This is a genomic window from Embleya scabrispora (assembly GCF_002024165.1).
Lineage (GTDB): Bacteria > Actinomycetota > Actinomycetes > Streptomycetales > Streptomycetaceae > Embleya > Embleya scabrispora_A.
On record NZ_MWQN01000001.1, the window covers coordinates 4,719,070 to 4,731,271 of the forward strand.

The 12,202-nt window shown below is 71.1% G+C and carries 13 protein-coding genes; 7 read left to right on the top strand and 6 right to left on the bottom strand.

Annotated elements, in window-relative coordinates:
- The first annotated feature begins 5 nt into the window (after window positions 1–5).
- From B4N89_RS21030 to B4N89_RS21045, 4 genes are all read left to right on the top strand, one after another.
- Complete coding sequence (locus tag B4N89_RS21030; RefSeq protein ID WP_078979504.1) at window positions 6–866, top strand: isoprenyl transferase; 861 nt, start codon at window positions 6–8, stop codon at window positions 864–866.
- A 159-nt stretch (window positions 867–1,025) separates the two neighbouring features.
- Window positions 1,026–2,111, top strand: a complete 1,086-nt coding sequence (locus B4N89_RS21035) for a permease (RefSeq protein ID WP_078977386.1) — start codon at window positions 1,026–1,028, stop codon at window positions 2,109–2,111.
- Window positions 2,108–2,890 (top strand): TIGR03943 family putative permease subunit, encoded by a 783-nt coding sequence (locus B4N89_RS21040; protein ID WP_078977387.1) that lies wholly within the window; start codon window positions 2,108–2,110, stop codon window positions 2,888–2,890. Before B4N89_RS21035 ends, B4N89_RS21040 begins: the two co-directional genes overlap by 4 nt.
- Window positions 2,891–3,053: 163 nt before the next feature.
- On the top strand, window positions 3,054–3,605 hold the full coding sequence (locus B4N89_RS21045) for a hypothetical protein (RefSeq protein WP_078977388.1): 552 nt from the start codon (window positions 3,054–3,056) through the stop codon (window positions 3,603–3,605).
- Between the two features lie 21 nt (window positions 3,606–3,626).
- Here B4N89_RS21045 and B4N89_RS21050 read toward each other — a convergent pair whose 3' ends face one another.
- The 4 genes from B4N89_RS21050 to B4N89_RS21065 are packed head-to-tail and all read right to left on the bottom strand — an operon-like array spanning window position 3,627 to window position 6,734.
- Window positions 3,627–4,046 (bottom strand): Fur family transcriptional regulator, encoded by a 420-nt coding sequence (locus tag B4N89_RS21050; RefSeq protein WP_078977389.1) that lies wholly within the window; start codon window positions 4,044–4,046, stop codon window positions 3,627–3,629.
- Window positions 4,043–5,005: a metal ABC transporter permease gene (locus B4N89_RS21055; protein ID WP_078977390.1), complete on the bottom strand. Its 963-nt coding sequence runs from the start codon at window positions 5,003–5,005 to the stop codon at window positions 4,043–4,045. Before B4N89_RS21055 ends, B4N89_RS21050 begins: the two co-directional genes overlap by 4 nt.
- A complete protein-coding gene (locus B4N89_RS21060; protein ID WP_078977391.1) occupies window positions 5,002–5,778 on the bottom strand; it encodes a metal ABC transporter ATP-binding protein in 777 nt (258 codons plus the stop codon). Before B4N89_RS21060 ends, B4N89_RS21055 begins: the two co-directional genes overlap by 4 nt.
- Window positions 5,775–6,734 (bottom strand): metal ABC transporter substrate-binding protein, encoded by a 960-nt coding sequence (locus B4N89_RS21065; RefSeq protein ID WP_078977392.1) that lies wholly within the window; start codon window positions 6,732–6,734, stop codon window positions 5,775–5,777. Before B4N89_RS21065 ends, B4N89_RS21060 begins: the two co-directional genes overlap by 4 nt.
- Window positions 6,735–6,897: 163 nt before the next feature.
- Between B4N89_RS21065 and B4N89_RS21070 the strand changes: the two genes are divergently transcribed.
- Window positions 6,898–8,280: a glycine--tRNA ligase gene (locus tag B4N89_RS21070; RefSeq protein ID WP_078977393.1), complete on the top strand. Its 1,383-nt coding sequence runs from the start codon at window positions 6,898–6,900 to the stop codon at window positions 8,278–8,280.
- Window positions 8,281–8,393: 113 nt separating this feature from the next.
- Here B4N89_RS21070 and B4N89_RS50755 read toward each other — a convergent pair whose 3' ends face one another.
- The gene (locus tag B4N89_RS50755; RefSeq protein ID WP_201260875.1) at window positions 8,394–9,431 is read right to left on the bottom strand and encodes a hypothetical protein; all 1,038 of its coding nucleotides are present in this window, start codon (window positions 9,429–9,431) and stop codon (window positions 8,394–8,396) included.
- Between the two features lie 14 nt (window positions 9,432–9,445).
- The gene (locus B4N89_RS21080; RefSeq protein WP_078977395.1) at window positions 9,446–10,138 is read right to left on the bottom strand and encodes an NADAR family protein; all 693 of its coding nucleotides are present in this window, start codon (window positions 10,136–10,138) and stop codon (window positions 9,446–9,448) included.
- 101 nt (window positions 10,139–10,239) lie between these two features.
- Between B4N89_RS21080 and dusB the strand changes: the two genes are divergently transcribed.
- Together dusB and B4N89_RS21090 are read left to right on the top strand one after the other, a co-directional pair.
- On the top strand, window positions 10,240–11,436 hold the full coding sequence (gene dusB, locus B4N89_RS21085; RefSeq protein WP_078977396.1) for a tRNA dihydrouridine synthase DusB: 1,197 nt from the start codon (window positions 10,240–10,242) through the stop codon (window positions 11,434–11,436).
- 116 nt (window positions 11,437–11,552) lie between these two features.
- On the top strand, window positions 11,553–12,134 hold the full coding sequence (locus B4N89_RS21090; RefSeq protein ID WP_078977397.1) for a TetR/AcrR family transcriptional regulator: 582 nt from the start codon (window positions 11,553–11,555) through the stop codon (window positions 12,132–12,134).
- The last annotated feature ends 68 nt before the right edge of the window (window positions 12,135–12,202 follow it).

Sequence of the window (12,202 nt, forward strand, 5' to 3'; positions counted from 1 at the left end):
TCGGCCTGTTCCCCCGCCGTCGGCGGGCCGAGTCGGCGCCCGCCCGGGCCGCTCGCGAGCAGCGGCACTACCGCGACCCCAAGCCGCACGCCGAGGGCGCGCTGCCACCGGACATCCCGGCCGATCTGGTGCCCGAACACGTCGCGCTGGTGATGGACGGCAACGGCCGCTGGGCCAAGGAGCGCGGGCTGGCTCGCACCGACGGGCACACCGCGGGCGAGGCGTCGTTGTTCGACGTCGTCGAGGGCGCCGCCCAGATCGGCGTCAAGTACGTCTCCGCGTACGCGTTCTCCACCGAGAACTGGAAGCGCTCGCCCGAGGAGGTGCGCTTCCTGATGGGCTTCAACATCGACACGATCCACCGCCGGATCGACGAGATGGACGAACTCGGCGTGCGGATCCGCTGGTGCGGCCGGCGACCCCGGTTGTGGGCGAGCGTGATCAAGGAGTTGGAGATCGCCGAGGAGCGCACCAAGGACAACACCCGGCTGACCCTGGCGATGTGCATCAACTACGGCGGCCGGGCCGAGATCGCGGACGCCGCCGCGCTGATCGCCGAGGACGTCAAGGCGGGTCGGCTCGACCCGAAGAAGGTCGACGAGAAGACGTTCGCCAAGTATCTGGACGAACCGGACATGCCGGATGTCGATCTGTTCATCCGCTCCTCCGGTGAGCAGCGCACCTCCAACTTCCTGCTGTGGCAGTCCGCCTACGCCGAGATGGTCTTCCTGGACGTGTTGTGGCCGGACTTCGACCGGCGGCACATGTGGCAGGCGTGCGAGACGTACGCGTCGCGCGACCGCCGCTACGGCGGCGCGCTGCCGAACGCGATCACCGAGCCGGAACCGGTGCCGTCGGGCTCCTGAACGCTCGCCCCCAGGTTCGGCCCCGGTTCGGCCTCTGCCGTTCGGGAGCCCGAAATGTCGGCTCTCGGCGGCCCGGCGCCCGAAGTCGCGACTCCCGAAGCGTGAAAGCTTCGCAAAGCGGGGTGTGGAGCGAGCGGCGGCGTCGTGATCGATGCGAACATGAACTCCATGTTCGAAAAGAGTGCGCCGCCGCGCCCCGCTGCCGCCGCGCGGGTGGCGCCCCCACCACCTCGTGGCGCCGAGTCGTCCGCGACCGCCGGGTCCGCGGCACACGGCCGCCCGCCCGCCGAGCGGTGGCGGCCGGGCCAACTCGAATTCTTCGTACTCGCCCTGCTCGTGCTGCTGTTCGCGCAGCCGTGGATCGTGGACCGGCTCGGCACGCCCGCGGTGCAGACCTGGGCCACCGTGTTCGTCGCGATCTCCGTCCAGGCGCTGCCGTTCCTGGTCCTGGGCACCCTGCTCTCCGCCGCGATCACCGCGTTCGTACCGCCCTCGGTGTTCACCAAGGTGCTGCCCAAACGGCAATCCCTCGCGGTGCCGGTGGCGGGTGCCGCCGGGGCGATCCTGCCGGGCTGCGAGTGCGCGTCGGTGCCGGTGGCCGGCGGACTCATGGCGCGCGGGGTCGCGCCCGCCGCGGCGCTGGCGTTCCTGCTGTCCTCGCCGGCGATCAACCCGATCGTGCTGACCGCGACCGCGGTCGCCTTCCCCAAGCAGCCCGAGATGGTGCTCGCCCGGTTCGTCGCCTCGCTCGGCACGGCGGTGCTGATGGGCTGGTTGTGGGCCCGGTTCGGCCGGCCCGAGTGGATCAAGCCCATGCGCCGTCCGCACGATCACGGCGGCAACGGCAAGTGGGAAAACTTCCGGCTCGCGCTCCAGCACGACTTCCTGCACGCGGGCGGCTTCCTGGTGATCGGCGCGATCACCGCCGCGACGCTCAACGTCACGGTGCCCAAGCACGTGATCGACGCGGTCTCCGGCTCGCCCTGGTTCGCGGTGCTCGCGCTGGCCTTCCTGGCCGTGGTGCTCGCGGTGTGCTCGGAGGCGGACGCGTTCGTGGCGGCGAGCCTGCTCGGCTTCTCGCCGACCGCGAAGCTGGCCTTCATGGTGGTCGGCCCGATGGTGGACGTGAAGCTGATCGCGCTCCAGTCGGGCACCTTCGGGCGCGGCTTCGCGGCCCGGTTCTCCTCGGCGACGTTCGTGGTGGCGATCGTCGCGAGCTACGTCGTCGGATGGTGGTTGTTGTGAGGCGGGACGTCCAGGCGGTGCTGTTGATCCTGATCGGCGGCGCGCTGCTGCGGATCTCGTTGACCGACATGTACCTGCGCTACGTCAAGGACGGTCTGCGGCCCGCGCTGATCGCGGCGGGCGCGATCCTGCTCCTGGTCGGCCTGGTCTCGGCGGTCCGGGACGGGATCAAGGGGCGGGTGGCGGAACCCGCGGCCGATGTCGAGCACGCGCACGCGGCGGGCGGGGAGGCTCCCGTGCCCGCGCCGGACGAGGCCGGGCACGGGCATGACCACTCGGCGGGCCCGCGCGCGGCCTGGCTGCTGTGTCTGCCGGTGCTCGCGCTGTTCCTGATCGCACCGCCGGCGCTCGGGTCGTACACCGCCTCGCGCTCGGACAACGTGGTGGCCAAACCGGCCGCCGCGAACAACGACGCCGGCTTTCCCGCGCTGCCGCCGGGGGACCCGCTGCCGATGACCCTGGCCGACTTCCTGATCCGCTCGGTGTGGGACACCGCCGCGCCGCTGAAGGACCGCAACGTCCAGCTCACCGGCTTCGTCACACCCGGCAAGACCGCGGGCACCTGGTACGTGACCCGGATGGTGATCAGCTGCTGCGCGGCGGACGCGTTCGCACGCAAGATCGAGGTGCACGGCGTCGAGGCCCCGCCGACCGACTCGTGGGTGACCGTCACCGGCCGCTGGCTGCCCAACGGCCAGGTCCAGGCCGACGACGCGATGCCGGCCCTGACCGCGACCAAGGTCGATCGGGTGCCGACTCCGAAGGAGCCGTACGAGTAGGCACGTTGTGACGATCGGCCGCGTTGTGACGATGTCACCGTCCGGTCACCGCCGCGTTCGCGTCCTGCGAGCGCGGCGGTGCGGCAAGTTCGGTTCGCCTAGCGTGAGTTCGCGGACGGATCGCCTGGGGAGGACGATCCGCCGAATTCTCGGGGGAATCGTCATGGGCTGGGGAATTCGTCGTGCCGTCGTCGCGGCGGCCGTCGTGGGCGTACTCGTATCGGGTGCGACGGCGTGTCAAAAGCAGGATCGGGGAGCGGACGCCGACCCGAAGGGCAAGACGAGCGAGCCGGTCCAGACCGCCGACACGGACGGCAAGGCCGGCGACGGGGACCTCCGGGTCAAGGGCGTGTTCCTGACCGTCACGCCCGGCACGCTGGCCGGCGTCCGGTGCAGGACCGCGTTCATGGAGACGTACATCGGCACGATCACCTTCGCCGACGGGCACCGGGGCGGCCGGATCACCATCTCCTACGGCGGATCGTCCGGCGGCATGAAGCAGGAGGAGATCGACGTGCCCGCGGGCAAGAAGTCGATCACCAAGACGTTCGCCTACTCGGAGTTCCTGTCCGGCGGCTCGATCGCGGCCGGGCAGCTCAACGTGCTGAAGCCGAATCCGGTCGGCTCGGCCACGGTGCGGCCCACGGGCACGTGCTCCGAGGGCGGAACGTGGGGCGGCACCACGACCGGTGCGACCGGGGGCGGCGGCTGGTAGCCGGCGCCGAGCGGGGCGGGGTCAGCCCGGCGTGCCGGCGCACTGGGCGCACGTGCCGAAGATCTCCAGTTCGTGCGAGACGTCGCCGAAGCCGTGTTCGGCGGCGATCCGATTCGCCCAGCGCTCGACCGCCGGGCCCTCGACCTCGACGGTGCGGCCGCAGGAGCGGCAGACCAGGTGGTGGTGGTGCCCACGGCTGCATCGACGGTAGACCGACTCGCCGTCCTGGGTGCGCAGGACGTCGACCTCGTCCGCGTCCGCCAGAGCCTGGAGGGTGCGGTACACCGTGGTCAGGCCGACCGCCTCGCCGCGCTGCTTGAGCAGGTCGTGCAGATCTTGCGCACTGCGGAAGTCCTCGATCTCGTCGAGGAGCGCGGAGACGGCGGCACGCTGCCGGGTGGACCGACCCCGAACCGGGCTCGTGCCGTGGGCGGTGGTCACCTGGGTGCCTCCTCGATGGGTACGGGCCGGACGACGCCGCCGGGTGCCTGTCCCGCCATTGTGCCGGCGCCGGGGGCCTTCGCGTCCACACGCACGTCGTCGATCCGAGGCGCGTCCACCTCCCCCGCCGCCGCCTCCGCGCGTCGGGCCCGGCGCCGATTCAACGGCGTCGCGAGCACTCCCACCAGAACGAACAGTCCGATCGCGAGCAACACGATGGTCGCCCCGGGCGGCGCGTCGACGTAGTACGTCAGCGCGGTGCCGGAGACCGAGACCAGCACGCCGACCACGATCGCGAGCGCCGCGGTCATCGAGAACGTGCGAGAGAGCTGCTGCGCGACCGCGACCGGGACCACCATCAGCGCGCTGACCAGGAGCAGGCCCACCACCCGCATCGCGACCGTGACGGTGACCGCGGCGGTGACCGCGAGCAGCAGGTTCAGCGCGCGCACCGGCAGCCCGGTGACCCGGGCGAAGTCCTCGTCCTGGCACACGGTGAACAGCGCGCGGCGCAGTCCGAGGGTGACCGCGAGCACGGCCGCGGCCAGGATCGTGATCACCCGGATGTCCTCGGGCGAGACCGAGGTCAGCGAGCCGAACAGGTACGACTGGAGATTGGCGTTCGAGCCCTCGGGGGCCAGGTTGATCAGCATCACCCCGCCCGCGATGCCGCCGTAGAACAGCACGGAGAGCGCGACGTCGCCGCTGACCCGGCTGCGCTCGCGGATCAGTTCGATCAACACCGCGCCGACCGACGCGGTGAGCACCGCGGTGAGCACGGGGGAGGTGCTGAGCAGGAAGCCGAGACCCACCCCGGTGAGCGCGACGTGCCCGATGCCGTCGCCCATGAACGCCTGCCGGCGCTGCACGAGGTATACGCCGACGGCGGGCGCGGTCATGCCCACGAGCAGGGCCGCGAGCAGCGCGCGCTGCATGAAGGGGAAGTCCAGGATCGTCACGAGAGCAGTCCCATCCCGGCGTGGTGCGCGGTGTGATCGTCGTGCGGATGTACGTGGTCGTGGCCGGGCAGCGCGTGTTGGCCGACCGCGCGCGGCGGCGGTCCGTCGTGGCACACGCAACCCTCGCGCAGCACCACGGCGCGGTCGATCAGCGGCTCCAGCGGGCCGAGTTCGTGCAGGACGAGCAGCACCGCCCGGCCCTGCTCCTGCTGTCCGCGCAGGGTGCCGGCCAGCACCTCCTGGCTGCGCAGGTCCACGCCGGCCATCGGCTCGTCCATGATCAGCAGGTCGGGGCGGCGGGCCAGCGCGCGGGCGATCAGCACGCGCTGCTGCTGGCCGCCGGACAGGTGGGCGATGCCGTCGCGGGCGCGGTCGCGCATGCCGACCGCGTCCAGCGCCGCGTCCACCGCGGCCCGCCCCTCGCGGCCCGGCCCGAACAGCCGGCGCCCGTCGAGCAGGCCCGAGGCGACCACCTCGCGCACGCTCGCCGGCACACCTGCGGCGGCCGTGGTGCGCTGCGGGACGTAGCCGATCCGGGACCAGTCGCGAAAACGCGCGAACGGGGTGCCGAACAGCTCGATCGTGCCGCCGGTGAGCGGGACCAGGCCGACCAGGGTGCGCACCAGCGTGGACTTGCCCGAGCCGTTGGCACCGAGCAGCGCGACCACCTCGCCGGGGTGCACGGTCAGGTCCACTCCGCGCAGCACCGGTCGGCCGCCGAGGGACGCGGTGCCGCCGGTCAACCGGGCGACCGGGGTCCGAGGTTCCGTCATGAGCAGCCCAGCCCCTTCCGCAGCGCGTCCAGGTTGGCGCGCATCACCGAGAAGTAATCGTCGTGCGCCTCGTCTTTTATGCCCTCGAGCGGATCCAGGACCGCGGTCTGCACGTGCAGGTCCTCGGCGAGCGTCCTGGCGGTCTTGGGTTCGGCCAGGGTCTCGAAGAAGATCGTGGTCACCCCCCGGTCCCGGGCCAGGCGCTGGATGTCGGCCCGCCGGGCGGGGGAGGGCTCGGACTCCGGGTTGACGCCGTTGACCGCGATCTGGTTCAGGTGGTAACGCTCCGCGACGTAGCCGAAGGCGGCGTGGCTGGTCACCACGTCCTTGCGGGCGCAGGTGGCCAGACCCGCGGTGAACTCGCCGTCGAGGGTCTTCAGCCGGGTCACGAGCGCCGCGGCGCGCTCGCGGTAGTCGGCCGCGTTGGCCGGGTCGGCGCCGGCGAGCGATTCGCCCACGCCGGTCGCGATGGCGGCCAGCCGGATCGGGTCGAGCCACACGTGCGGGTCGCCGTGTTCGGCGTCGGCGTGGTCGTGGCCCGCGTGCTCGTCCTCGGCGCCGTGTACCTCGGTGCCGTGCTCCTCCAGCGGTGCGAACCGGCTCGCCTCGGCGATGTGCTTCGGCTTGTTCTGCGAGATCGCCTTGTCCACGGCCGGCTGCAGGCCCTTGAGGTAGACCACCAGATCGGCCTGCGAGACGGCGCCGACCTGCTTGGGGGTCAACTCCAGATCGTGCGGCTCGGCCCCGGCCTTGGTCAGGTTGGTCACCTTCACGTGCGGGCCGCCGACCTGCTGTGCGACGAATTTCATCGGGTAGAACGCGGCGATCACCCGCACCTTCGCACCCGCCCCGGTGTCCGCCTTCGCGTCGTCGGTGCCGGCGCATCCGGAGAGCAGCAGCGCGGATGCGGCAGCGGTCGCGAGCAGGGCGACCGGGGCGGAGCGACGTATCTTCATGACAATCATTCTCAACTAGAATGACAATCGTTGTCAATAATACGGGTTTGGGCCAACCGTGGCGGACCCGGGTCGGCAGTTATCGATTTACGGGGGTGACCAGCACGCCGGTAGCCTGTGCCGACACTGTCACTGCCCGCATCGTCGCACCGAAGAGAGCATTGTGGCCGCCGACAAGATCGACACCATCGTCAGCCTGAGCAAGCGCCGAGGCTTCGTTTACCCCTGTAGTGAGATCTACGGCGGCCAGCGGGCCGCCTGGGACTACGGTCCTCTCGGCGTGGAGCTCAAGGAGAACATCAAGCGCCAGTGGTGGCGCACGATGGTCACCTCGCGTGACGACATCGTCGGTCTGGACTCCTCGGTCATCCTCGCCCGCGAGGTGTGGGAGGCGTCCGGCCATGTCGAGGCGTTCGTCGACCCGCTGACCGAGTGCACCTCGTGCCACAAGCGCTACCGCGCCGACCACCTCGAAGAGGCGTACGAGGCCAAGCGCGGCCGGCTGCCGGAGAACGGCCTCGCCGACATCACCTGTCCCAACTGCGGCAACAAGGGCACGTTCACCGAGCCCAAGATGTTCAACGGTCTGTTGCAGACCTTCCTCGGCCCCACCCAGGACGAGTCCGGCCGCGCCTTCCTGCGCCCGGAGACCGCCCAGGGCATCTTCGTCAACTACAAGGCCGTCGAGCAGACCTCGCGCAAGAAGCCGCCGTTCGGCATCGCCCAGACCGGCAAGAGCTTCCGCAACGAGATCACGCCGGGCAACTTCATCTTCCGCACGCGCGAGTTCGAGCAGATGGAGATGGAGTTCTTCGTCAAGCCCGGCGAGGACGAGCAGTGGCAGGAATACTGGATGCAGCAGCGCTGGGACTGGTACGTCGGTCTCGGCCTGAACCCGGACAACATGCGCTTCTTCGAGCACCCGAAGGAGAAGTTGTCGCACTACTCGAAGCGCACCGTCGACATCGAGTACCGCTTCAACTTCGGCGGCAGCGAGTTCTCCGAACTGGAGGGCATCGCCAACCGCACGGACTACGACCTGCGCACCCACTCGGAGAAGTCCGGCACCGACCTGTCGTACTTCGACCAGGACGCCAATGAGCGCTGGTTCCCGTACGTCATCGAGCCGGCCGCGGGGCTGAACCGGGCGATGCTCGCATTCCTGCTCGACGCCTACTTCGAGGACGAGGCGCCGAACGCCAAGGGCAAGCTGGAAAAGCGCACCGTGCTGCGGCTCGACCCGCGCCTGGCGCCGGTCAAGGCGGCCATCCTGCCGCTGTCGCGCAACGCCGACCTGTCGCCGAAGGCCCGGAGCCTGGCCGCCGACCTGCGGCAATACTGGAACTGCGACTTCGACGACGCCGGTGCGATCGGCCGCCGCTACCGCCGCCAGGACGAGATCGGCACGCCGTTCTGCATCACCGTCGACTTCGACACGCTCGAGGACGACGCGGTGACCGTGCGCTCGCGCGACACGATGCAGCAGGAGCGGGTCTCGCTCGACCAGGTCGTGGGCTATCTCGCGGCGCGCCTGCCGGGCTGCTGACCCGAAACCGGCCGCGGGCCGGGTGAACGCGGTGAGGGGCGCCGTCGCGGACGGCGCCCCTCACGGATGTCCCGGGTCGGATCGTGCTTCCCCGCGATTCGGGTGTTGGCGAGCTACTTGAAGACGCCCGCCACGATGCGGTCGGTCATCCGGAAGCTCAGGTCGCTCAGCACGTTGCCCGCGGCCTTCGAGGCCTCCTCGCCCTGGCCCTTCATCGGCCCGCCGTCGGCCCGGCCGATGTCCAGGACCAGGACGTAGTGTCCGGTCGTGGTGGCGATGGCGGCGTGCTCGGAGCCGTCCTTGAAGGTGACCCCGCTCGACGCCGGCGGCTGGAGCCAGGCGATCGGGGAATTGGACAGCGCGATCGTGCCCAGCCCCTTCTTCACCGCCTCGGCCTTCTCCTTGTTCGGCATCGAGATCACCGACAGCGTCACCGCATACTTCCCGGCCGAGTCCTTGTACGACCCGCGCAGCACACCCACGCAACCGTTCCGGGTGACCGCCGAGCCGCCGGCCGTGATCACCTTCGAGCAGTCCTTGACCGCCGAGTCGTCGCTGCTCAACTGCCGATACTTCGCGCCGGTGCGGCCCTGGAACTCGGCGGTGTCCTTGAAGAAGTAGTCGGTGGTGAAGGACAACTTGTCGGTCGACAGGTCGTCGATGGCCGAGTTGTTCGGCGGCGGCGCCGACTGGAACCCCTTGGGCTCGTCACCGCCCGGCCCGGGCGAACCGCCGGTCGCGGGCAGCGAACCGCCGGTCGCGGGCAGCGACCCGCCGTTGGCGGGGGCGGTCGGCGAGGTCTGCGCGGCGGGCTTCTTGTCGTCGTCCTTGTCGTTGGACAGGAAGAAGAACACCCCGCCGCCGATCACCGCGAGCGCCACCACCGCGGCCGTCGGCACCAGCCACTTCGGCCGGCCCGACGGCGGGGGCGGCGGCTGGCCGTAACCCTGGCCGTACTGCTGAGGGTAGGGCTGCTGCCCGTACGGCTGCTGCCCATACGGTTGTTGTCCGTACGGCTGTTGCCCGTAGGCCGGTTGACCCTGGGGCTGCTGCCCGTAGGCCGACCGGCCGTTGTTCGGTTGTCCGTACGGCTGTTGCCCGTGGCCGTAGCCGGGCCCGTTCGGGGGCTGCGGGGGCGGGAAGGCACTCATGTGCGGAGGTTAGTTCATCCGGACGACGGTGCAGGAGCCGATTCCGACACCGCGCGATCGTGCCCTCCGGCCGACGCGGTCGAGTCGGGCGAGGCGCCGGAGCCGGCCGCGCCGGCCAGCCGGGCCCGGGCCGCCATCAGCGCGAAGCCGAGCAGGTTCAGCCCGCGCCAGTGCTCGGGGTCGCCCGCCCGCTCGTCGTCGGCGGCCAGCCCGATGCCCCAGATCCGGTCCAGCGGACTGGCCTCGACCAGGATCCGCCGCCCGGTGCCGAGCAAAAACGCGCCCATGTCCGAGTGCTGCCCGAACTTGGCCACGTTGCCGCGCACGATCAACTCGAACCGCTCGTCCACCCAGCGCCGCTCGTCGAAGCCGCGCACCTGGCGTCCGATCGTCTTGGCCCCCTTGGGGTGAGCGGCCGCAAGCACCCGGCGCTCCGCGTCGGCGTCGCCGAACATCCGGGCCTTGCCGGCCATCATCCAGTGTTCGGCGGTGCGATAGGTGATCCCGTCCACCTCGAACGGCGACGGATACCACTGACTCAGACAGCTCGCGTCCACTCCGCGGATCGGCTCGCGGTGGCCCCAGAAGAAGACGTACTTGAGCCGGGGCTGCCGCCGGGCCCGCAGGATCAGGGACGCGACGTCGAGCGGCTCACGGTCGGACTCGGCGGCGGACCCGGCGGACGCCGGCGGAAGGTCGGAGGTCATGACGGCGATGCTGTCAGGACGCGGTGACACCCGGAAACCGCTTTTCCCGGTGGGGGACAATGGATCGGACCCATCCCCGCACCCCTCCTGGAGCACCGTCCATGGCACCCGCCGACGCACCCACGCCCGACGCCACCGGCAGCCCGTGGCCGCCGCTGCGCCTGGGCGCCTTCGGCGGTGCGCTGATTCGGCCGCCCGTGGTGCTGGCCCCCATGGCCGGTATCACCAACGCGCCGTTTCGCACGCTCTGCCAGGAGCAGGCCGAGGCGGCCACCACCGCGCGCCCGGCCGGGTTGTACGTCAGCGAGATGATCACCACCCGCGCGCTGGTCGAGCGGGACGCCAAGACGCTGCGGCTGATCCGCTTCGCCGAGACCGAGCGCCCGCGCAGCATCCAGCTGTACGGGGTCGACCCGCACATCGTCGGCCGCGCGGTCGCGATGATCGTGGACGAGGGCCTGGCCGACCACATCGACCTCAACTTCGGCTGCCCGGTGCCCAAGGTGACCCGCAAGGGCGGCGGTTCCGCGCTGCCCTACAAGCGCAACCTGCTGCGCGACATCCTGCGCTCGGCGGTCAAGAACGCGCGGGGCGTGCCGGTCACCATCAAGATGCGCAAGGGCATCGACGACGACCACCTGACCTACCTCGACGCGGGCCGGATCGCCGTGGACGAGGGCGTCACCTGGGTCGCCCTGCACGGCCGCACCGCCGAGCAGCACTACGGCGGCACCGCCGACTGGTCCGCCATCGCGCGGCTGAAGGAGGTCGTCACCGACATCCCGGTGCTCGGCAACGGTGACATCTGGGACGCCGAGGACGCGCTGCGGATGATGCGCGAGACCGGTTGCGACGGCGTCGTGGTCGGTCGCGGCTGCCTGGGCCGCCCGTGGTTGTTCCGCGACCTGGTCTCCGCCTTCGAGGGCAGCGCGGACCGGGCCCGGCCGACCCTGGGGGAGGTCACCACGATCATGCGCCGACACGCGGTGCTGCTCGCCGAGTGGATCGGCGACGAGACCCACGGGGTCACCGACCTGCGCAAGCACGTCGCCTGGTACATGAAGGGCTTCTCCGTCGGCGGCACCATCCGCCGCGGCCTTGCCACCGCGAGCAGCCTGGCCGAACTCGACGACTGGTTCGGGCAACTCGACCTGGACCAGCCGTGGCCGATCGGCGCCGACGGCCCGCGCGGGCGCACCGCGGGCGGCAAGCGCGTCGTGCTGCCCGAGGGCTGGCTCGACGACCCCGAGTGCGCGCTGCCCCCGGTCGACGCCGAACTGGACCACTCCGGCGGCTGACCGCGCCGCCGCGAGGCACCGCGCACCCGGGATCCGGGAAATCCGGGAAATCCGGGAAATCCGGGAATTGGGCAAGCTCCCCGATGGCACGCACGGTGACGTCGTAGAGTGAGGGGATGCCCAAGATTCGAGCCTCCTCCGTCGCCGAGCACCGTGCGATGCAGCACGCCGCGCTGCTCGACGCCGCCCGGAGCCTGCTCGACGAGGGCGGCTTCGCCGCGCTCACCTTCCCCGCCCTGGCCGAACGCACCGGCCTGGCCCGCTCCTCGCTCTATGAATACTTCGCCTCGCGCGCGGCCGTGGTCGAGGAGCTGTGCGCCGTCGACCTGCCCGCGTGGGTGGCCGAGGTCGAGGACGCGATGGGCGCGACCGAGGACCCGGCGCAGAAGATCGCGGCCTACGTCGCGCGCCAGTTGGAACTGGTCGGTGATCGTCGTCATCGTGTCGTCGTCGCGATCTCCACCGGCGAGCTGGACACGAACGCGCGCGAGCGCATCCGGGCCGCCCACGGGCGGATCGTCGAACTGGTGGTGGACGCGCTGTCCGCGCTCGGCCACCGGGACCCGATGCTGGTCGCCACGCTGGTCCAGGGCATGGTCGACGCGGCGGTCCGGCGGATCGAGGGCGGTGCCGATCCCGCCGAGGTCGAGTCCGCCACCCTGGCCCTGGTGCTCGGCGGCGTCGCCCGGGTCGCATAGCCCGCCGAACCGGCCGAGCCCGACCCCGGGCGGTTCGGGTACAGCCGCACCCGCACCCGGCGCAGCAG